The sequence below is a fragment of the Clostridium sp. BIOML-A1 genome (assembly GCF_009874105.1).
Lineage (GTDB): Bacteria > Bacillota > Clostridia > Lachnospirales > Lachnospiraceae > Coprococcus.
On record NZ_WWTL01000004.1, the window covers coordinates 60,970 to 83,281 of the forward strand.

A 22,312-nucleotide genomic window follows, 5' to 3' on the forward strand; every position below is an offset into this window, starting at 1 on the left:
TTTACTAATCTCCTAATCTTTTTTCTTAGATCGCACGAACTTTGATAACGCCATCAATTGCAAGTAATGCATTGATATCGTCTTCTGTAGGAACCTTATCAATATCAAGGATTGAATATGCATATTCACCCTTTGCCTGACTGATCATTCCTGATACATTTCCACCCTGCTTTGCAAATACTCCGGTAAACTGTGTCAGCATGTTAGGAATATTCTTATGGCAGATCGTAACTCTGGCAGTGTCACCGCATACACCCATATTTACATTTGGATAGTTTACGGAGTTCTTGATATTACCATTCTCCATAAAGTCCTTGATCTCCTTGCATGCCATGATCGCACAGTTATCTTCAGATTCTTCTGTGGAGGCACCAAGGTGTGGTAATGCGATTACATTTTCTGTACCTGCGATTGCCGGATTTGGGAAATCTGTTACATATTTTGCTACCTTGCCACTTGCAAGTGCTGCCTTGATATCTTCATCATTTACAAGAACGTCTCTTGCAAAGTTCAGGATTCTGACACCATCCTTCATCATTGCAAATGCATCTGCATTCAACATTCCCTTTGTTGCAGGAAGTGCAGGAACATGGATTGTGATATAATCACATTCTTTATAGATATCTTCTACATTTGTAATATGTTTGATGTATTTGGATAAGCCCCATGCTGCATCAACTGATACAAACGGATCATAACCATATACTTCCATTCCAAGTCTGACTGCGATATTTGCTACCTTGGCACCGATCGCTCCAAGACCGATAACACCGAGCTTCTTGCCGGCAATCTCATTACCTGCATACTGCTTCTTCTGCTTCTCAACTGCTTTTGCAAGGTTCTCATCAGAAGCATTGTCCTTTACCCAGTTGTATCCGCCCATCAGATCACGGGAAGCAAGTAACAGGCCTGCTACAACCAGTTCCTTAACACCATTTGCATTTGCACCAGGTGTGTTGAATACTACAACACCCTTTTCTGCGCATTTATCAAGCGGAATATTATTTACACCTGCACCTGCTCTTGCAACACACAGGAGTTTATCTGAAAGCTCCAGATCATGCATGGATGCGCTTCTTACCAGAACTGCATCTGCGTCTGCATAATTATCCGTTATTTCATATGTATCCGGTAACAACTCCATGCCACATGCAGCGATCGGATTTAAACAATTCACTTTAACTGCCATTTTAAATTCTCCTTTATTATGAATTCTTCTCTTCGAAATCCTTCATGAATTCTACTAACTTCTCAACACCCTCGATTGGCATTGCATTGTAGATGGATGCTCTCATACCACCAACAGTTCTGTGGCCCTTCAGGTTTACAAAACCGGCTTCTGTTGCAGCCTTTACGAACTTGGCATCTAATTCTTCATCACCTGTAACAAACGGAACATTCATTAAAGAACGATCCTCTTTTACTACAGTCCCCTTGAACATCTTAGAGCTGTCTAAGAAATTATAAAGGATTGCTGCCTTCTTCTCATTGTGCTCTTTCATAGCTGCAAGGCCACCCATCTCTTTTACCCATTTGAATACCTTGCCACAGATATAGATACCGTAGCATGGTGGTGTATTGTAAAGAGAATCTGCATCTGCCTGTGTCTTATACTTTAACATGGTTGGTGTGAAAGGCATAACGTCATCACGGATCAGGTCTTCACGGATGATAACAACTACTACACCGGCCGGGCCTACATTCTTCTGTACACCAAAGTAGATCATACCATAGTCAGATACATTGACCGGCTGGGACAGAATGTCAGATGACATATCTGCTACCAGGATCTTGCCCTTTGTATTTGGAAGCTTGTGATATGTAGTTCCATAGATTGTATTGTTATGACAGATATATACATAATCTGCATCCTCATCAATCGGAAGATCAGAACAATCCGGAATATAGGAGAATGTCTTATCTGCTGATGAAGCAACAGCATTTACCTTTCCATATTTTTTAGCTTCTTCGTATGCTTTCTTTGCCCACTGACCTGTGATAATGTAATCAGCTACACCATTCTTCATAAGGTTCATAGGAATTGCAGCGAACTGCTGGGAAGCACCACCCTGTAAGAATAATACTTTGTAATTATCAGGGATTTCCATGATATCACGAAGATCCTGTTCTGCCTCTTTGATGATCGTATCGAATGCTTTCGATCGATGACTCATCTCCATAACACTCATGCCTGTTCCTCTGTAGTCAAGCATTTCTTCTGCTGCTTCTCTTAATACAGATTCAGGAAGCATGGATGGACCTGCTGAAAAGTTAAATACTCTTGCCATTTTTTATCTCCTTCTTTATTAAATATTGTTATTTTTAATTATCAAGATCTTTGTCTGTGAAACAGGTGTCGATCGCAGCACCCGGAGCTACCATAGGCCATACCTTATCATCGGAATCGATCATAACATCCAGTACGGTCGGACCATCTGCTGTCAATGCCTTCTTAAACTCTGTTTCAAACTCTTCGATCGATGTGATCTTACTTGCATTTGCACCAAGTGCTTTTGATACTGCTACAAAATCAACAGAATCATCTAATACTGTATTCGAATACCGCTGTCCGTAGAACAGATTCTGCCACTGTCTTACCATTCCGAGAACGTGGTTATTTAATACCACCTGAATGATCGGTACTTTATAACGAGCCGCTGTTGCGATCTCGTTCATGTTCATACGGAAGCATCCATCTCCTGCGATATTTACTACAGTCTTATCCGGTCTGCCATATTTTGCACCGATAGCTGCACCGACGCCATATCCCATAGTACCAAGTCCTCCTGATGAAAGGAAGGTTCTTGGCTCCTTATAAGTGTAATTCTGTGCCGCCCACATCTGGTGCTGACCTACATCAGTAGTGATTATAGCATTTCCTTCGGTAATTTCATAGATTTTTTTGATAGTTGCCGGTCCATTTAAGTGATCCATGTCGTATGTAACCGGATTTTTCTCTGTTAAATCCTTGATTTCTGCCATCCAGGAACGATTTGACTGAGTTGGAAGTTTACTGTTTAATATCGTCAGAACTTCTTTAGCATCACCCACAATGCTTGCATTTGCCGGAATATTCTTATCGATCTCGGCTGCATCGATATCAATATGAATGATCTTTGCATTTGGTGCGAACTTGGAAGCATTTCCGATTACACGGTCGGAGAAACGTGCTCCTACCACGATCACAAGATCGGATCTGGATACTCCAAGATTCGATACCTTGGTTCCGTGCATTCCGATCATGCCGGTATAACGCTCGCTTGTACCATCATATGCACCCTTTCCCATAAGTGTGTCACATACAGGTGCATCTACCTTCTCAGCAAATTCTTTTAATTCTTCGGAAGCTCCTGAAATGATCACTCCGCCGCCTGCCATGATATATGGTCTTCTGGATACTTTGATCATCTCGATCACTTTATTTATATCTTCTTCCCGGATCGTATCTGTCTTACGTTCGATCACTGCCGGTTCTTCATATGTATACTCTGTCTCTGCAGCCGTAACATCCTTTGTAATATCAACAAGGACAGGACCCGGTCTTCCACTCTTTGCGATCCTAAATGCACGACGGATCGTCGGTGCCAGGTCTTCTACATTTTTTACGATAAAGCTATGCTTTGTGATCGGCATTACAACACCTGCAATGTCAATCTCCTGAAAGCTGTCCTTACCGAGCATATTTACTCCGACATTTGCGGTGATCGCAACCATCGGAACGGAATCCATATATGCAGTTGCAATTCCCGTTACAAGGTTTGTTGCACCGGGACCGGATGTAGCCATACAGACACCGACCTTACCTGTCGCTCTTGCATATCCGTCAGCGGCATGTGCTGCCCCCTGCTCGTGTGATGTAAGTACATGCGTGATCTCTTCCTGATGCTTATATAAGGCATCATAGACATTTAAGATCGCGCCCCCCGGATACCCGAACACAATATCAACACCCTGTTCTTTTAAACATTCAATTACTATCTCAGAACCTGATATCTTCTTTGCCATTTTCCTTTTGCTCCTTTAATACTCTCTACTTATCAGCCTTTGGTACCTCTAAGATTGCTCCACGGTTTCCTGATGTTACCATAGCGGCATATCTTGCAAGATAACCGGTTGTTACCTTTGGTGTTCTTGGCTTCCATGCAGCCTTTCTCTGCGCAAGCACATCATCCGGTACATCCAACGTGATCGTAGTATTGTTAATATCGATCTTGATGATATCTCCCTCTTCTACCAGTGCGATCGGACCACCAACGGCTGCTTCCGGTGAAACATGTCCGATGGATGCACCACGGCTGGCTCCTGAGAATCTTCCGTCTGTGATCAGGGCTACTGATGATCCAAGTCCCATACCTGCGATCGCTGATGTAGGATTTAACATCTCACGCATACCAGGGCCTCCTTTCGGTCCTTCATAACGAATAACAACGACATCACCGGGTACGATCTTACCGCCCTTGATCGCTGCAATCGCATCTTCTTCACAGTCAAATACTCTTGCAGGTCCTTCATGCACCATCATCTCAGGTACAACAGCGGAACGCTTTACAACAGAACCGTCCGGTGCAAGATTTCCCTTTAATACTGCAAGACCACCGGTCTTACTATATGGATTATCCAGTGTACGGATAACTTCCGGATTCTTATTTGCTACGCCGTCAACAGCTTCACCGATCGTCTTACCGGTTACTGTCATACAGTCTTCATTTAACAGACCTGCGGATTTTAATTCATTCATAACAGCATATACGCCACCGGCTTCATTCAGATCTTCCATATAAGTAGGACCTGCAGGAGCCAGATGACATAAGTTTGGTGTCTTGGCACTGATCTCATTTGCATAGGAAATATCAAAGTCAAATCCGATCTCATGTGCGATAGCCGGAATATGAAGCATGGAGTTGGTAGAACATCCAAGTGCCATATCAACGGTTAAGGCATTGATTATTGCTTCTTTTGTAATGATATCTCTTGGTCTAATATTCTTTCTGTACATATCCATAACAGCCATACCTGCATGCTTTGCAAGCTTCAGACGCTCAGAATACACCGCAGGTATCGTTCCGTTTCCAGGAAGTCCCATACCAAGTGCTTCTGTTAAGCAGTTCATGGAATTCGCTGTATACATACCGGAACAGGAACCGCAGGTAGGACATGCCTTACATTCAAATTCATTTACATCTTCTGCTGTCATGGTGCCTGCCGAATAAGAACCAACAGCCTCAAACATACTGGAAAGACTGGTCTTATGACCTTTTACATGACCTGCAAGCATTGGACCACCGGATACAAATACGGTTGGTACATTTACTCTTGCTGCAGCCATTAACAGACCGGGAACATTCTTATCACAGTTCGGGATCATAACCAGTGCATCAAACTGATGTGCGGTTGCCATTGCTTCTGTAGAATCAGCGATCAGATCTCTGGTTACTAATGAATATTTCATACCAATATGTCCCATAGCGATACCATCACATACTGCGATTGCAGGGAACATGACAGGTGTACCACCAGCCATGGCAACTCCCATCTTAACTGCCTGTGCGATCTTATCCAGATTCATATGTCCCGGAACGATCTCATTGTAAGAACATACGATACCTACCAGCGGACGTTCCATTTCTTCCTTTGTCATACCGAGTGCATTAAACAGGGAACGATGTGGTGCCTGCTGCATTCCAACTTTTACATTATCACTCTTCATCTTCTATACTCTCCTTTATTTTATGCGTTCTGCAATTAAATCTCCCATTTCAGAACAGCTTACCGGTGTCATTCCTTCCGAAATGATATCACATGTTCTGTAACCATCTACCAGTACCTGTTTTACAGCCTGTTCTACTGCATCTGCTTCCTTATCCAAGTCAAATGTGAAGCGAAGCATCATAGCTGCCGACAGGATCGTTGCGATAGGATTGGCCTTGTTCTGTCCTGCAATATCCGGTGCTGATCCGCCGCTTGGCTCATACATACCAAACTTCGTCTCATTTAAGGATGCAGATGGAAGCATACCGATCGAACCTGTGATCATGGATGCCTCATCGGAAAGGATGTCACCGAACATATTCTCTGTTAATACAACATCAAACTGTGCAGGATCTTTTACAAGCTGCATTGCACAGTTATCAACTAACATATGTTCATAACTTACTTCCGGATAGTCCTTTGCCACTTCTTCTACGATCTTTCTCCATAATCTGGAGGAATCCAGAACATTTGCCTTATCTACAGATGTAACTTTCTTTCTTCTCTTCATTGCGATATCAAAGCCCTTGATCGCAATACGACGGATCTCGTTCTCATTATATACAAGATTATCATGTGCAGTTAACACACCATCGATCTCCTCTGTACTTCTTGCTCCAAAATACAGACCACCTGTCAGTTCACGCATGATCATCATGTCAAATCCACGATCTGCGATCTCTTCCTTTAACGGACAGGCACTCTTTAACTCCTCATAAAGATTTGCCGGTCTTAAGTTCGCGAATAAACCAAGCTCCTTACGGATCTTAAGAAGTCCTGCTTCCGGTCTTAAGTTTGGAGGGAGCTTATACCATGGTGAGGTTGAAGTATTTCCACCAATGGAACCTAACAATACGGCATCCTTTGATTTTGCTACTGCTACTGCCTCATCTGTAAGCGGTACTCCGGTTGCATCGATCGAGCATCCACCCATCAGTATCTGATCATAATCAAATGTATGACCATATACTTCACCGACTTTATCCAGAACCTTCATTGCTTCTGTTACGATCTCAGGGCCAATACCGTCACCCTTAATCACTGCCAAATTACATTTCATCTTTTATTCCTGCCTTTCTTTCACCAGGTAATGCACACCAAGTAATGCAACCTCGCCTCTCGGCTCGGTTTGTGCTGCGCACTATACATTTGAATAACTCCTATGCTATATGCAAGCAAGCTTGCATAGCATAGAGTTATTGGCATATGCCTTTTCTTTACCAAGTAATGCAACCTCGCCTTTCGGCTCGGTTTGTGCTGCGCACTATACATTTGAATAACTCCTATGCTATATGCAAGCAAGCTTGCATAGCATAGAGTTATTGGCATATGCCTTTTCTTTACCAAGTAATGCAACCTCGCCTTTCGGCTCGGTTTGTGCTGCGCACTATACATTTGAATAACTCCTATGCTATATGCAAGCAAGCTTGCATAGCATAGAGTTATTCAAATGTGCATTACTTGTTATTAATGTAGTTAATCAGACCTTCATTCTTAATGATCTCCTGCATGAATGGAGGGAATGCCTGACCCTTATACCGGGTATCCTTTGTCTTGTCGTAGATGATACCACTGTCAAAATCGATCTCTACTTCATCACCGTTCTCGATACCTTCTGCTGCTTCCGGACACTCAATGATCGGAAGTCCGATATTGATCGAGTTACGATAGAAAATTCTTGCAAATGTATCTGCGATAACACAGCTTACACCGGATGCCTTGATTGCAATCGGTGCATGCTCTCTGGAGGAACCACAGCCAAAGTTCTTCTTTGCCACGATAATATCTCCTGCTTTTACGTTGTTTACAAATTCCTTATCTATATCTTCCATACAGTGTTTTGCAAGCTCCGCAGGATCTGATGAATTCAGATATCTTGCAGGGATAATAACATCTGTATCTACGTTGTCACCATATTTGTGTACTGTACCATATGCTTTCATAGTCTGTCTCCTTTTTTTTTATGAAGTTTGGGTTATTAATATATAACACATCTGCATTGAGCTGTTCCAGCATACCAATCTGGGGTCGCTCCCGCTTAACTCAGTCTGCAACGGTACTAAGATGCCGCTACGCACCATCTAAGGACCGGCGACTTCGTATTCCCCTGATTGGTAATGCTAAACAACTCTGATGCAACATATATAACGCTATTAATAACCCAAACTTACTATTCTAATGTTATCTTTATAATCCAAGTTCTTCCGGACTGCTGATCTTGCCTGTGATCGCTGATGCTGCTGCAACAGCCGGGCTTGCCAGATATACTTCTGAATCAACATGACCCATACGTCCTACAAAGTTACGGTTTGTTGTGGATACGGCTCTCTCACCTGCAGCCATAACACCCATATGTCCACCAAGACATGGTCCACAGGTAGGCGTAGAAACTACAGCCCCAGCCTTTACAAATATCGTCATAAGTCCTTCTTCGATACACTGTAAGTATACTTCCTGTGTTCCGGGAATCACGATGACACGAACGCCAGGTGCTACCTGTCTGCCCTTGATAATATCTGCTGCAATACGCATATCGGAAATACGTCCATTTGTACAGGAGCCAATTACAACCTGATCGATCTTGATATCGCCAACTTCATCAATTGTCTTTGTATTCTCCGGCAGATGTGGGAATGCAACTGTTGGACGAAGTGTGGAAAGATCAATCGTATACTCTTCATCATAAACCGCATCAGCATCTGCTTCATACTTCTTGTAAGCCTTTGTGGAATGTTCCTTCATGTATGCTTCTGTTAATTCATCCACCGGGAAGATTCCGTTCTTGGCACCTGCTTCGATCGCCATATTTGCGATAGTAAAACGATCATCCATTGTCAGATTCTTAATACCATCACCAACAAATTCCATTGATTTGTATAATGCACCGTCCACACCGATCATACCAATGATATGAAGGATAACATCCTTACCACTGACCCAAGGCGCTTTCTCTCCTACAATATTGAACTTGATCGCAGATGGTACTTTAAACCATGCTTTGCCTGTCACCATACCGGCTGCCATATCGGTACTTCCAACACCGGTTGAAAATGCACCAAGTGCACCATATGTACATGTATGAGAATCTGCACCAATACAGGTCTCGCCTGCAACGATCAGTCCCTGCTCCGGCAACAGAGCGTGCTCAATACCCATAGAACCTACATCAAAGAAATTCTTGATCTGGTTCTCTGCCGAGAACTCTCTGACGCATTTACAGTGCTCTGCACTCTTGATATCCTTATTTGGTGTAAAGTGATCCATTACAAGTGCAATCTTATTCTTATCAAATACTTCTTTCTTATTGAATTTGTCCATCTCATGAATTGCTACAGGTGTTGTAACATCATTTCCAAGTACAAGGTCCAAATCTGCCTCGATCAACTGTCCGGCTTCCACGCTGTCAAGTCCTGCATGTGCAGCTAAAATCTTCTGAGTCATTGTCATACCCATGTGCTTTGTCCTCCTGATCCAAAATCTTATTTTGTAAATAACTGTCGCTATTTCACGCATTTTGTTATTGAATATTTTTATTGATTTTACCACACTGGATGGTATAATTACAATATATAATAGTAATACATTATATAACTTATATTTATAATGATATTTAATCTGAACTCTATTTAACTATCTTTGACTTTACCAAACAGGGAACGCTTCCGCTCGTTTCCACTCTGTGTAACTTCGAACTAACCTCGGCTAAGCCTCGCTAAGGTCTCAGTTACTCCTGCAACGGTACTAAGATGCTGCATATGCACCATCAAGTACCGGCGGACTCAAATGTCCCTGCTTTGGCAAATCAAAGAAGTTAATCAAAGTTCAGATTAAATAATTTTAAATATACATATCTTACTAGGAGGAACGCCATGATCAATAATCTGAATTATTATAACGTGTTTTATACGGTTGCTAAGACCGGCAGCATCAGCCGCGCCGCAAACCAGCTCTATATCAGCCAGCCCGCTGTCAGCAAGGCGATCAGTAATCTGGAAGAAAACATGGGAATCGCACTCTTTGTCCGCAATTCCAGGGGCGTTGCCCTGACCGAAGAAGGAACAATCCTGTATGACTATATCGAACGTGCTCTGGATAACATTGTAAAGGGCGAAGAAAGTCTGAAAAAATATAACGAACTTGGAATCGGTCATATCCGTATCGGTGTCAGCACCTCTCTCTGCAAGCATATCCTGTTGGACTACCTGAAGCCCTTTATCAAGGATAATCCGAATATCAAGGTCAGCATCGACTGCCACTCTACCAAAAATACGATCCGGCTCTTAAAAAATGAGGAAATCGACATCGGTCTGATCTGTGAAACAGAACTGCCTAAAAATATCACTTATTCCCATGTCCGCTCCATCCATGATATTTTCGTGGCAAATAGTGATTATATCGACAATTTCCCATACCGGGAGACGGAAGCCGATCCGGAAACGGACGAAGAAACAGCCGATACACAGACGAAGGCTGCCGGCTATCCGGTATTTTCCGGTTCTATCATAGGAAACCTGATCCCGCTTATGAATGTGCAGCAATCTGTTTCGGATTCCGAATCTCTGACTGAAGAACATATCCGAGATATCTTCCGTCACTCTACGCTTATGATGTTAGAAGAAGCAAATGTAACCAGAACCCATGTTGATAACTACCTGAATGAACATTCATTCCACTGTAACCAGCTTCTTGAAATCAATAACATGGATCTCCTGCTTGACTTCGCAGCGATCGGTATGGGAATCGCCAGTGTTGTCCGGGAATTCTCTGAAAGCTACCTGAAAGATGGTCGCATCGTAGAAATTCCCCTTCCAACACCTATCCCAAAAAGAAGTGTCGGCTTCGCCTATTTGCAAAACCGACACCAGTCAAAAGCATTATGCACTTTTTTAGATTATTGTAAAATATCTTAATCTATTCTCTTACTTGAAGTAATCTACACCACTTTCAAAGATCTTCTGGTTCTGGTCACCATAGATATTGACTGCAACCGCACGACCGGTACGCTCTGAATGTCCCATCTTACCAAGTACACGACCATCCGGGCTTGTGATACCTTCGATCGCATAGTAAGAACCATTGACATTGTAGTACTCATCCATTGTCGGGTTACCATTCATATCAACATACTGTGTTGCAACCTGACCATTTGCAAACAGCTTCTCACACCATTCCTTGCTTGCAACAAATCTGCCCTCGCCATGTGAGATTGGAATTGTATATACGCCGCCAAGCTCAGCTTCCTTTAACCATGGGGACTTGTTTGTTACCACCTTGGTATAAACCATCTTGGACTGATGACGGCCGATGCTGTTGATCGTCAATGTAGGTGAATCATCTGTCTGTGGACGGATCTCACCGTAAGGGACCAGTCCGAGCTTGATCAGTGCCTGGAATCCGTTACAGATACCAAGTGCAAGACCATCTCTCTGCTGTAACAGCTTCATAACCTCATCTGCGATCTTCGCATTACGGAATGCTGTTGCGATGAACTTACCGGAACCATCCGGTTCATCACCTGCGGAGAATCCACCCGGGAACATGATGATCTGTGACTGGCTGATTGCCTTTGTAAATGCATCTACTGAATCACGGATGCCCTGTGCAGTCATGTTACGGAATACGATCGTCTCAACCTCTGCACCTGCACGTTCAAATGCCTTTGCAGAATCATATTCACAGTTTGTACCCGGGAATACAGGAATGAATACCTTTGGCTTTGCAACCTTATTCTTTGCTGTATATACGGTCTTTGCATCAAAGAGACCTGTCTCGATCTTCTTCTGTTCTACACCTGACTCTGTCGGGAATACCTTCTCCAGTGTCTTTGTCCATGCAGCAAGTGCTTCATCCATTGTAACTGTTACATCACCATAGGTAAATGCTGCACTGTCATTTACAGTACCGATCTTCTTAACCGGAATACCAAGTGTATTTACATTCTCCGGCTTCACTTCAAGGATGATTGAACCATAATCCTTGGAAACCAGTTCTCTCTTTGTAATACAGGTATCAATATCTACACCCAGTTTATTACCAAATGCCATCTTGCTGACAGCTTCGATCATACCACCAAATCCTACAGCGTAAGCAGATTCTACCTTGTCTGCAAGGATTGCCTGATGTAACAGATCGTACATGGCAAGTACATTCCGGTATACAGGGATATCATTTTCATCTTTTTCTATATCAAGCTTAACAAGCACATTGCCTGCTTTCTTAAGCTCCGGTGTAACCACGTCCATGTAGCTTGCAACATCAACTGCGAATGAAACAAGTGTCGGAGGAACATCGATATCATTGAAGGTTCCTGACATACTGTCTTTACCACCGATAGACGGAAGTCCAAGTCCGACCTGAACATCATATGCACCAAGCAGAGCTGCAAGTGGCTGACCCCATCTGTATGGATCTGTTCCGAGTCTCTTGAAATACTCCTGGAAAGTCAGACGGATCTTTGATACATCACCACCGGCTGCTGCGATCTTTGCTGCAGATGTAACAACTGCATATACGGAACCATGATATGGGCTCCAGCTTGACAGATATGGATCAAATCCATAACTCATCATTGTGATCGTATCGGTCTTACCCTTCATAACAGGAAGCTTTGCGATCATTGTCTGTGTCGGTGTAAGCTGATACTTTCCACCATATGGCATCGTTACTGTGCCTGCTCCGATCGAACTGTCGAACATCTCAACAAGCCCCTTCTGTGAGCAAACATTCAGATCTGACAATGTAGCGATCCATGCTTTCTTTACATCTTCCGGTTCTTTTACAGAATCGAAATAATTATCTGTCTTTGCAGGGATCTCTACCTTAACATCTGTTTCCTGATGTGCACCGTTTGTATCAAGGAATGCACGGGAGATATTTACGATCTCTTTTCCTCTCCATGTCAGAACCAGTCTTGGTTCTTCTGTTACTTCTGCTACAACAACGGCTTCCAGATTCTCTTCATCCGCATACTTAAGCATCGTATCTACATCCTTTGGATCTACTACGATAGCCATACGCTCCTGAGATTCTGAAATAGCAAGCTCTGTTCCATCCAGGCCTGCATATTTCTTTGGAACCTTGTCCAGATCTACAACCAGACCGGGAGCAAGTTCTCCGATCGCTACGGATACACCGCCGGCACCAAAGTCATTACATTTCTTTATGATAGAAGCAACTTCTTCTCTTCTGAACAGTCGCTGGATCTTTCTCTCTGTTGGAGGATTACCCTTCTGTACTTCTGCACCACAGGTCTCAAGAGACTGACTGTTATGTGCCTTGGATGATCCGGTTGCTCCACCACAACCGTCACGACCGGTACGTCCGCCGAGAAGGATGATCTTATCTCCCGGATCAGAATTCAGACGTTTTACCGCACGTCTTGGAGCTGCACCCATAACTGCTCCGATCTCCATTCTCTTTGCTACATAATCCGGATGATATATTTCATTTACAAGTCCTGTTGCAAGGCCGATCTGGTTACCATATGAGCTGTAACCTGCTGCTGCGGTCGTAACGATCTTTCTCTGTGGAAGCTTTCCAGGAAGAGTATCCTTTAAAGACTTTGTAGGATCTGCTGCTCCGGTTACTCGCATAGCCTGATATACATATCCTCTACCTGACAACGGATCACGGATCGCACCGCCAAGACAGGTAGCAGCACCACCAAACGGTTCGATCTCAGTTGGGTGGTTATGTGTCTCATTCTTGAAGAATACGAGCCATTCCTCTGTCTCACCGTCTACTTCTACAGGAACGATGATACTGCAGGCATTGATCTCATCGGATACTTCCATATCGTCTAATTTGCCTGCTGCCTTTAACTGCTTCATACCCATAAGGGCTATATCCATCAGACAGATGAACTTATCATCTCTGTCCTTGTACATTTCTTTCATCTCTGCCCGGTAAGCATCAAATGTCTTCTCAAGCATCTCCTTATAATCACCATCATCAAATTCAACATTTGTAAGCTCTGTTGAGAATGTGGTATGACGGCAATGATCAGACCAGTATGTATCCAGCACACGGATCTCTGTCATAGATGGATCACGCTTCTCTTCACCCTTGAAATACTTCTGGATATGAAGGAAATCCTTAAATGTCATCGCAAGTCCGAGGGAATCATATAACTCCTTTAACTTGTCCTCTGCCATATCCTTAAAGCCATCAAAGACAATAACATCGGCCGGTTCTTCATACTCGGTAACAAGTGTCTCAGGGATCTCCATACCACAGGCTCTGGAATCTACCGGGTTGATACAGTATTCCATAACTGCTTTTAACTGCTCATCCGTTACATTACCGGATAAAATATATGTTGTGGCTGTCTTTATGATAGGATCTTCATCTTCATTTAAAAGCTTAACACACTGTTCTGCTGAATCTGCTCTCTGATCGAACTGTCCCGGAAGGAACTCAACAGAAAATACCTTATCTGTATCTGCCATTGGAAGATTATCTCCCTCGTAGATCATATCGATCGGTGGCTCTGAAAATACTGTAACCAGTGCTTTTTTATATGTTTCTTCAGACAGATTCTCAATATCGTAACGAACCAGTACTCTTACATACTCGGCATCGATATTCAGATAGTTCTTGATCTCGTCATGAAGTTCCTTTGCCTTAACTGCATAGTCAGGCTTCTTTTCAACATAAACTCTCTTAACTGTGCTCATAAAAACCTCCATTTTTATCATATGTTTTTTCCCATATTCCGGGAATTCATATTATTACAAGCGTTTTACAACGCCTATGATACCACTTTTGAAATTCATTGAATAGCTTTTTTCAGCTTTTCTTTTCAAATTGTTGCTGTTTACCGAATAAACCTCAAAACAGCCATCTTTAATTGTGCAGTCTGCGGATAAGCTTGAATACCACTGAATTCTGATAGATCATCGGTGCATTCTGCGCATAGAAAATAATTCCATCTGTCGGTGCGTAAATATCGGCTGCGATCTCTCCGGTCATCGGATTTATAACATTTGCAATAACATTTCCCCGAACCACTTCATCTCCCGGACTTACAAACCGCTTTAAAAAACCACCGGATTTATCCGACTTGACAGACAGCAGCTCCTCCTCATCAAGAACAGTCGATATATAACCCGCATGACAGTTGTACCGGATGATTCCCATTCTGGTCAGGAATCGGAGTACCGCCGAAACCGCATGTGACGCACTCTCACTGTCAATCTTCTCCGTCACACCGGAATATACAGAAAACGCCTCTGTTCCTCCGATCTGCCAGTTATAATTTAAAGTTGCCTTATCATATGCCCTCGGTTCTGCTGTCAGAACATAAGGAAGACCGAACAGATTGGCCAGACTGGTACTCTGCTTTCCCGTCTCCATCATTCTGACATGCGGGATAAATTCTCCATCCATATAAAAGCTTGCAAACTGTATTCCATACGCATAATCTTTTACTTGATCCATAACCGCTGCCGCTATTCTGCTGGTCGCCTGTCCCTCCGGATTTCCCGGAAAAGCACGGTTCACATCAGAATTATCAGAGATCCAGTATTTTTTACCGACATTAAAGGAACTGTAATTTAAAGATGGGATCAACAGTATCTGTTTTCCCGATACGATTGCTCCTCTTGTCTCAAGTTCGCTTAATTTTTTCGACAGCAGGGAACAGATATATAACTGCTGGAATTCATTTCCGCGCATAGCTCCCATGATACATGCTGCCTTTTCTCCTGTTCCGAAGCTGAAGCCTTTAATGGAATATTCTCCACGATAGGCGGTGTTCATCGTATATATGATCTCTTTACGCATTATTTGTCACACCTCCAAATATTCTGGCAACCAGCGAGCCTTCCTCGATCACCGGATAAGCGCGAAGTGAGAATACCACGCCTCTTCTTGGTGACAGGATCGTCTCTTCGACAGAACCGGTCAGTACATTTACGATCTGTCCGATCACATCTCCCTTTTCGACTACGCCTGAGTGCTTTACCTTTGGTATAAAGATACCACTGCTCTCCGCATTCACAAAAGAAACATCCGTATCTCGGGCAATCTTCGGCATATGTGTATTATATGCGCAGCCGTCCCAGATCCCCATATATTCCATCAATGAAAATAATCCTTCAACGATCTGATCCGCATAGTCATAATCGATCATAAGTGCAACACCTGATTCTACGACCATACTCTTTACTCCGATCTCATTTAACGAATATGCAAGGCTTCCTTCCATAACGGTAGAGGATGGATGCACCCATACAACATCCGTATTCATTCTGGCTGCATACGGAAGAATATCATCGGCAATGTCCGAATTCACCCGTACCTGTGGCAATTCTTTCAAATATACGCTGCTGGAATGCAGATCGACACAGATATCCGATCCTTTAATATCCTGCAGCACAAGTGCCGCCGTATATTCTCCGACCGTTCCTTCCGTCGAACCCGGAAATAATGTATTCATATCAATATCAAACACCGGTACATCCCTTACCTGTGCTTCCAATCCCATAGGATTGATAAACGGATACACATCCACAATTCCTTTTAATTTGTCAAAATCCTTTTTGATCCGGCGGATCACCTCATAACAGATATACTGTCCTGCTACTTCATCTCCATGAACACCGGAAACAATACTCAATCGTTTTTCTTTTCCTGTGGCAAAATCAGGTGCAAGATGATTCTTTTTTACCCGCATTACCTCATCGATCAGCATATCTGCTGATGCTACTGTTTCTATCATACCTTCATCCTTGTCCTTCTATTTTAAATACTCCTTCTGCAAATCGGAGCATTCTTTTCCTACGCAGTAAAAGACAGGGCACCCAAGTGCCCTGTCTGCATATTGCTATTATGTTCAGCACCTTATCTATTATACACATTTCTCACTTCATACGTCAATAAACAAGAGGCTGATTTTGGGTTAATTAAGCTCTTTTCCGATACTCGATCCGAAGCTTATCCGCGATCAAAGCGATAAATTCCGAATTGGTAGGTTTGCCCTTTCCCGCATTTACCGTATATCCGAAAATATCGTTGATCACATCAATCTGTCCACGATTCCATGCAACCTCGATTGCATGTCTGATCGCACGTTCTACGCTGGATGATGTGGTCTTATACTTCTTTGCAATACTCGGATACAACAGTTTCGTAATGTAATTCAACATATTAACATCATTTACCGCCATTATGATTCCTTCCCGGATATACTGATACCCTTTGATGTTGGCGGGAATCCCGATATCTCTTATGATATCTGTTACATCACTCTCGATGTTATTCGCCACATTATCGGTCATACTTTTATTCGGGATGCAGATCAGATCATTGGACATCTCAGCAAGTATCTCCTGTTTTCTTTCATGCATCTGTTTTAACCTGGCAACAAGCTGATCTGAATTATAAGGCTTCAGAACATAGAATGAAGCGCCCAGATCAAATGCACAACGGATCAGTCTCTGTGAGCCCACGGAAGTAATTACCACAAACAACGTTTCAGGACAATCCCCCGAATCCCGAATCGTTTCCATTACTCCGAGTCCATCCATTACCGGCAGGCAGATGTCTAGCAGCACCACATCCGGCTGATACTTCCTGATCGACTCAATTGCACTTTCTCCATCTGTTACTTTGTCGACAATTTTAATGTCAACTCTTGATGTATTTGCGAGCAGCTGTTTTGCAACCACCTCACAATCTCCATCTGCGATGATTATACTTATACCCTGATTGTTCATCTTCAATCCCCCTTAATTCTATTTTTTTTTGAAAAATCGACTGTTTTCTAAGTATATTTGTCAAAATCCAATTTGTAAAGAACTTCTCAGGTTTACCTCATGTACCCCTGAGAAGTGAAATTTGCGCCATTTTTCGACATTTGTCGACAAATAGTAACGCAACCCGATATTTTAGGAAATACTTTTTAAGGTATACTCCGGTTTTCGAATCAACTGACGATTATCCAGACGAATCTTATCTGCAATCAGTGCAATAAATTCCGAATTTGTAGGCTTCCCTTTGCCTGCATTGATCGTATATCCGAACAGGTCGTTGATCGTATCCATACTGCCTCTGCCCCATGCAACTTCGATCGCATGGCGGATAGCTCTCTCTACCCGCGATGAGGTTGTCCCATACTCCTCTGCAATCGATGGGTATAACTGTTTTGTAATGGAATTCAATATATCCATATCTTGAACAGCCATTAATATAGCACTCCGAAGATACTGATATCCTTTTATATGAGCAGGAACACCGATCTCATGAATAATATCTGTTACGACTGCTTCTAAAACCGTGCTGTCATTCTCCGGCTCTACCATATTCTGATAATTGTCATTTCGTTTTGCTTTCATAACATCGTCAATTACTTCCCTGACTTTTCTGTCATCATATGGCAGATCGAGAAGCCTTAATATCAGACGATCAGCGATCTTATAGTAAATAAAATCCAGATATTGTTTATGTGTCTTTGAGCCGCATAAAATAAATTTTACATTTTTCAGATTTTTATTATGTATTACTGATTCTGCTATCTCAAGTACATCTTTTCCCGGTAAGACTTCATCTAAAATGACAATATCCGGATTCTTTTCGGCAATTCCCCTGACAGCATCTTGTCCGTTGTCACATATCCCCACCAATTCATACGTTGCAACTGACTGTATAATATCCCTTAACTGTTCGATTTCTCTTTTGTCGCGCTTTACCATCATTATTTTTACATAATTCATAATGTCCCTCCTGATCTTCTGCCTTGGACAACATTATAGTACCTTGGTTCTGCCTTTGGAATATCCTACTCTCCGCAAGTTGCGACAGCTTTTCGCCTCTACGGAGTAATTCTGTATGATCTCGACATAATCTAAGATGAAACGCGGGGAATTATGTCTAAATCCGAACAAAAATAAACCAACCCTGCAGCCTGTATATATTTACTACGCAAAACGCTTGCGCTCGATTCTCACGCAACGGTACTAAGTTCGACGTAAATACGTCTCACTAAGGACCGGCGATCGAATAGGTTTGCTTCGTAAAATATACAGGCTGCAAGGGTTGGTTTATTTTTGTTCGAATCAATAAAGTTCTTTGTATATCTTATAGACCCTGTCACGATCAAGCTCTACGAAATTATTCGCCATCAGACGCCCCTGATTCGTCATTACAGAATCTGTGAATTCGACAAGATCCTCTTTTGTTACTCCATACTCATGTAAAGCCTTCTTCGGAATCAGGATATTTAACAAATCCTCCAGAGACTCATAGACATTTTCAACATCACAGCCAAGAATATCTGCTATAAAAGAATTAAGCTTCGCGATCTCCCCATCCTGTTTGATCTCCATATAGTTCTTCATAACTCCTGTAAACATGGCATAATTAGATTCTCCGTGTGCCACATGATAGGTTGCTCCAAGCGGATAGCTTAAGGCATGTACTGCTGCGCATCCCGCATTTCCAAATGCAATACCGGCGTAGTTAGAAGCTACAAGGAAACGATCTAATAACGGAATTCTTGCATCCGGACCCTTATCACGAATCTCCATATAACCATGAAGGATCATATCAATAGCCTTATAACCGAACATTCTGGTATATTCATTGCCCTTTGGTGATAAGCTTGATTCAACCGCATGTACCAAGGCATCGATCGAGCTGGTTGCAAAGAAACGGAACGGCAGTCCTGTCAACAGCTCCGGTATCAAAACAGCCGAATCTCCATACATTTCATCAACCGCAAGACCTTTTTTAGTTCCACGACTGTTTAATGCCAGAATGGCTATATTCGTCACTTCAGACCCGGTTCCACAGGTAGTTGGAACCAGCACCAGCTCTTTGTCCTTTTCTATCGGAAGTTTACCATCATAAAGGTCTAAGATCGGTGACACATACTTTAATGCAAACAGCTTGGAGATATCAATAACTGTTCCTCCGCCGATCGCGATAATACGCTTATGCTCCCCCTTAATATCCTTATAGATTGCTTCTGCCATATCGTCAGACGGTTCACCGGCTCCGTATTTTTCCTGATAAATAACATCACATTCCAGATTTAACTTCCCGAAGAATGGCTCATAGATATATTCGTTTGTGATAACAAGATCACCTTTTTCGATATGAAATTCTTCTGCAAATTTCTTACATGTATCATACTTGTAAATCGTTGGTTTAATCATTAGCTGTTTCATGCGTGTCCTCCATTCGTCTTCTTATTATTTTTGTATCACAATTTAGTGCTCACATTGTACCACTTTAGAATGAAATTACAATTACCCAAAAAGAGCATCTTTTTCAGATTTATGTCAACCTGAAAAAGATGCTCTGTCATATTTTTATTGCTGTTAACCCGGATAAACGCATTAATTCTCGTCATCATCAAATGCCTGAATATATCCTAATGTCTCATTATTTCGATCCATGGAATACGAAGGATCAATAACTGCCTGAATGAAATCCGCACCGCCTGATTCGATCGGAACCACATGCAGTCCCAGCCGTTCTTCTACCTGATCCACCGTCATATCATCTAAAAATACCTTTTCTCCCATACGAAGCATATTCGACGGAATAAGCAAGGCTTCTCCAAGATCAACACCTGCGTCCTGTATCTCCTTTAACTGTGTTGTCAGATCGATACCGGTGATCAGTCCTGAAACAGTGATCGTTTCTCCAAAAAAATCATTTCTGATACAATACACCCGGATCGTAAGTCCCGGGAACGCCTCCATCAGACGATTTGCAAAATTATCGATCGTACTGTAGGTCAATTTACCGGTTGCCATACAGACCGTTCGATGAAAAGTCTCCCTCCTGACCTGATAATCAGGTGCATCCAGCATCTCCCGATATGCTTCATCAAATTCTTCTAAGAATAAGCGCATCATTCCGACACCGTTTTCCAGCTGGATATACCCATCATATCGTTCCGCCTCCGGGAAATCCCTCCCGGCCGTTATATACCATTCGTCACTTGCATGGATAAAATGAAGCGAATATTGCTCATAAAATTTTTTCTGATAACTCTCGATCAGATCAATGACCTGTCCCGCTTCTTCTTTCGTAAATAATTCTAACGGATACAGCCCCTGTCTGTATTTCGTAAGTCCTGCCGGAACAACAGATACACTGCGCATGAAAGGCAGATATTTCCCCAGATCCCTGATACTCCGTTCAAGCTCCGTTCCATCATTTACATGCTTACAGAGAACGATCTGGCCATTCATCTCTACATGTCCTTCAAACAGACGATCCAGATATTTTAACCGGTCGCCTGCAAAACGATTATGCAGCATCTTACACCGCAGATCAGGATTGGTCGTCTGAATAGATATGTTGATCGGTGCAAGCTGCATCTTTATAATACGGTCAACATCCTCATCTGTCATATTTGTCAGTGTGATATAATTTCCCTGTAAAAAGGACAGACGGGAATCATCGTCTTTAAAATAAAGTGTCTCCCTCATTCCCGGAGGCATCTGATCAATAAAACAAAACATGCATTTATTGGTGCAGGATCGATAATCGCTCATAAGACCATTTTCAAATTCCACACCCAGATCATCATCATAATCCTTTTCAATCTCAAGCAGCCATTCTTCTCCATAGGATTTACGAATCAGAACCTCTATATATTCATCTTTTATCATGTATCGATAATCGAATACATCTTTTATCTCTTTATCATTTATTGCAAGCAGATAATCTCCCGTTTCAATCTCCATTTCTTCCGCTATGGAGCCGGGATAGACTACAGTAATTAAATGCTCATTTTTTTTCAACGTAGTTCCTCACTCATATTCTGCTTATTCTACGCTCTCAACAGCCGCTTCCGTAGGTGCTTCCGTCGGTGCCTCCGTTGGCTTCTCTGTAGGGGCTTCCGTCGGTGCCTCTGTAGGTGCTTCCGTCGGTGCCTCCGTTGGTTTCTCAGTAGGCTTCTCTGTAGGGGCTTCCGTCGGTGCCTCTGTAGGTGCCTCCGTTGGCTTCTCTGTAGGTGCTTCCGTCGGCTTCTCTGTAGGTTTCTCAGTTGTTACTTCTTCTGTTGTTGATGCTGTCGTAGGAGCCTCAGTCGGATTCTCTGTTCTCTGGCTCTCTGTTGAGGTGGTCGAAGGCTCATATGTTCTATTCTCTGTCGTTGCCTCAGCTGTCGTGCTTGTCCGGTCATCATTTACATTTGTAGTAGGAAGCGGGGCTTCCGTTACTACATTCTCTTCCGTATCTTCTTCTGCCTCTGCTTCCGTGACCGAAGCTGCTTTCTGCGCCTTTTCATACTTTTTCTTATTATTATGGAAGAACACTCCGAAAAAAGTATATTCACAAACGATCAATACACCAAGTACAACGACCGCAATATGAATAGCACGAATTCTTTTCGCTTTTTTATCATTCAAATCAGAATCGTCTTCTTCGGCTTCTTCGTTTTCTTCGTATTCTTCTGTTTCGTCTTCCTCTGAAGCTTCCGGATCATCTTCGGAATCATATATCTCATCCTCCGAATCATCCAATACTTCAGAAATATCCAAATCATCCTGAAATGGATCCAGTAATTCCTGATCTTTATCCATAAAATCCTCCGAAATCATTACAA

At 42.6% G+C, this 22,312-nt stretch carries 16 protein-coding genes; 1 reads left to right on the forward strand and 15 read right to left on the reverse strand.

Features of this window, described 5'->3' with window-relative positions:
• Nucleotides 1-25: 25 nt before the first annotated feature.
• The 7 genes from GT641_RS04135 to leuC form a co-directional block, all read right to left on the reverse strand.
• Nucleotides 26-1,189, reverse strand: coding sequence for a phosphoglycerate dehydrogenase (locus GT641_RS04135; RefSeq protein ID WP_008402909.1), 1,164 nt, complete (start codon nucleotides 1,187-1,189; stop codon nucleotides 26-28).
• A gap of 16 nt (nucleotides 1,190-1,205) precedes the next feature.
• Entirely contained in the window at nucleotides 1,206-2,288 is a 1,083-nt protein-coding gene (gene serC / locus GT641_RS04140; protein ID WP_119962692.1) for a 3-phosphoserine/phosphohydroxythreonine transaminase, read from the reverse strand.
• A gap of 34 nt (nucleotides 2,289-2,322) precedes the next feature.
• Entirely contained in the window at nucleotides 2,323-4,005 is a 1,683-nt protein-coding gene (ilvB, locus tag GT641_RS04145) for a biosynthetic-type acetolactate synthase large subunit (protein WP_161116894.1), read from the reverse strand.
• A gap of 25 nt (nucleotides 4,006-4,030) precedes the next feature.
• The gene (gene ilvD / locus GT641_RS04150) at nucleotides 4,031-5,707 is read right to left on the reverse strand and encodes a dihydroxy-acid dehydratase (RefSeq protein ID WP_008402912.1); all 1,677 of its coding nucleotides are present in this window, start codon (nucleotides 5,705-5,707) and stop codon (nucleotides 4,031-4,033) included.
• A gap of 15 nt (nucleotides 5,708-5,722) precedes the next feature.
• Nucleotides 5,723-6,808: a 3-isopropylmalate dehydrogenase gene (gene leuB, locus GT641_RS04155; RefSeq protein WP_161116895.1), complete on the reverse strand. Its 1,086-nt coding sequence runs from the start codon at nucleotides 6,806-6,808 to the stop codon at nucleotides 5,723-5,725.
• 397 nt (nucleotides 6,809-7,205) lie between these two features.
• Nucleotides 7,206-7,691 (reverse strand): 3-isopropylmalate dehydratase small subunit, encoded by a 486-nt coding sequence (leuD, locus tag GT641_RS04160; protein WP_008402914.1) that lies wholly within the window; start codon nucleotides 7,689-7,691, stop codon nucleotides 7,206-7,208.
• Nucleotides 7,692-7,935: 244 nt separating this feature from the next.
• Nucleotides 7,936-9,201 (reverse strand): 3-isopropylmalate dehydratase large subunit, encoded by a 1,266-nt coding sequence (gene leuC, locus GT641_RS04165; RefSeq protein WP_044946197.1) that lies wholly within the window; start codon nucleotides 9,199-9,201, stop codon nucleotides 7,936-7,938.
• 416 nt (nucleotides 9,202-9,617) lie between these two features.
• Between leuC and GT641_RS04170 the strand changes: the two genes are divergently transcribed.
• Nucleotides 9,618-10,658: a LysR family transcriptional regulator gene (locus GT641_RS04170; RefSeq protein WP_161116896.1), complete on the forward strand. Its 1,041-nt coding sequence runs from the start codon at nucleotides 9,618-9,620 to the stop codon at nucleotides 10,656-10,658.
• 9 nt (nucleotides 10,659-10,667) lie between these two features.
• Here GT641_RS04170 and GT641_RS04175 read toward each other — a convergent pair whose 3' ends face one another.
• From GT641_RS04175 to GT641_RS04210, 8 genes are all read right to left on the reverse strand, one after another.
• Complete coding sequence (locus tag GT641_RS04175; RefSeq protein ID WP_119962695.1) at nucleotides 10,668-14,423, reverse strand: phosphoribosylformylglycinamidine synthase; 3,756 nt, start codon at nucleotides 14,421-14,423, stop codon at nucleotides 10,668-10,670.
• A gap of 169 nt (nucleotides 14,424-14,592) precedes the next feature.
• Complete coding sequence (locus GT641_RS04180) at nucleotides 14,593-15,531, reverse strand: M14 family metallopeptidase (protein WP_117807395.1); 939 nt, start codon at nucleotides 15,529-15,531, stop codon at nucleotides 14,593-14,595.
• Nucleotides 15,524-16,468: a M14 family metallopeptidase gene (locus tag GT641_RS04185; protein ID WP_008402919.1), complete on the reverse strand. Its 945-nt coding sequence runs from the start codon at nucleotides 16,466-16,468 to the stop codon at nucleotides 15,524-15,526. Before GT641_RS04185 ends, GT641_RS04180 begins: the two co-directional genes overlap by 8 nt.
• Before the next feature lie 184 nt (nucleotides 16,469-16,652).
• Nucleotides 16,653-17,465, reverse strand: a complete 813-nt coding sequence (gene spo0A, locus GT641_RS04190; protein WP_161116897.1) for a sporulation transcription factor Spo0A — start codon at nucleotides 17,463-17,465, stop codon at nucleotides 16,653-16,655.
• A 171-nt stretch (nucleotides 17,466-17,636) separates the two neighbouring features.
• On the reverse strand, nucleotides 17,637-18,461 hold the full coding sequence (spo0A, locus tag GT641_RS04195; RefSeq protein ID WP_008402922.1) for a sporulation transcription factor Spo0A: 825 nt from the start codon (nucleotides 18,459-18,461) through the stop codon (nucleotides 17,637-17,639).
• A gap of 342 nt (nucleotides 18,462-18,803) precedes the next feature.
• On the reverse strand, nucleotides 18,804-19,916 hold the full coding sequence (locus tag GT641_RS04200) for a 4-hydroxybutyrate dehydrogenase (RefSeq protein ID WP_161116898.1): 1,113 nt from the start codon (nucleotides 19,914-19,916) through the stop codon (nucleotides 18,804-18,806).
• A gap of 171 nt (nucleotides 19,917-20,087) precedes the next feature.
• Entirely contained in the window at nucleotides 20,088-21,506 is a 1,419-nt protein-coding gene (locus GT641_RS04205; protein WP_008402926.1) for a DUF512 domain-containing protein, read from the reverse strand.
• A 24-nt stretch (nucleotides 21,507-21,530) separates the two neighbouring features.
• Nucleotides 21,531-22,289: a hypothetical protein gene (locus tag GT641_RS04210; protein WP_161116899.1), complete on the reverse strand. Its 759-nt coding sequence runs from the start codon at nucleotides 22,287-22,289 to the stop codon at nucleotides 21,531-21,533.
• Nucleotides 22,290-22,312: the final 23 nt, after the last annotated feature.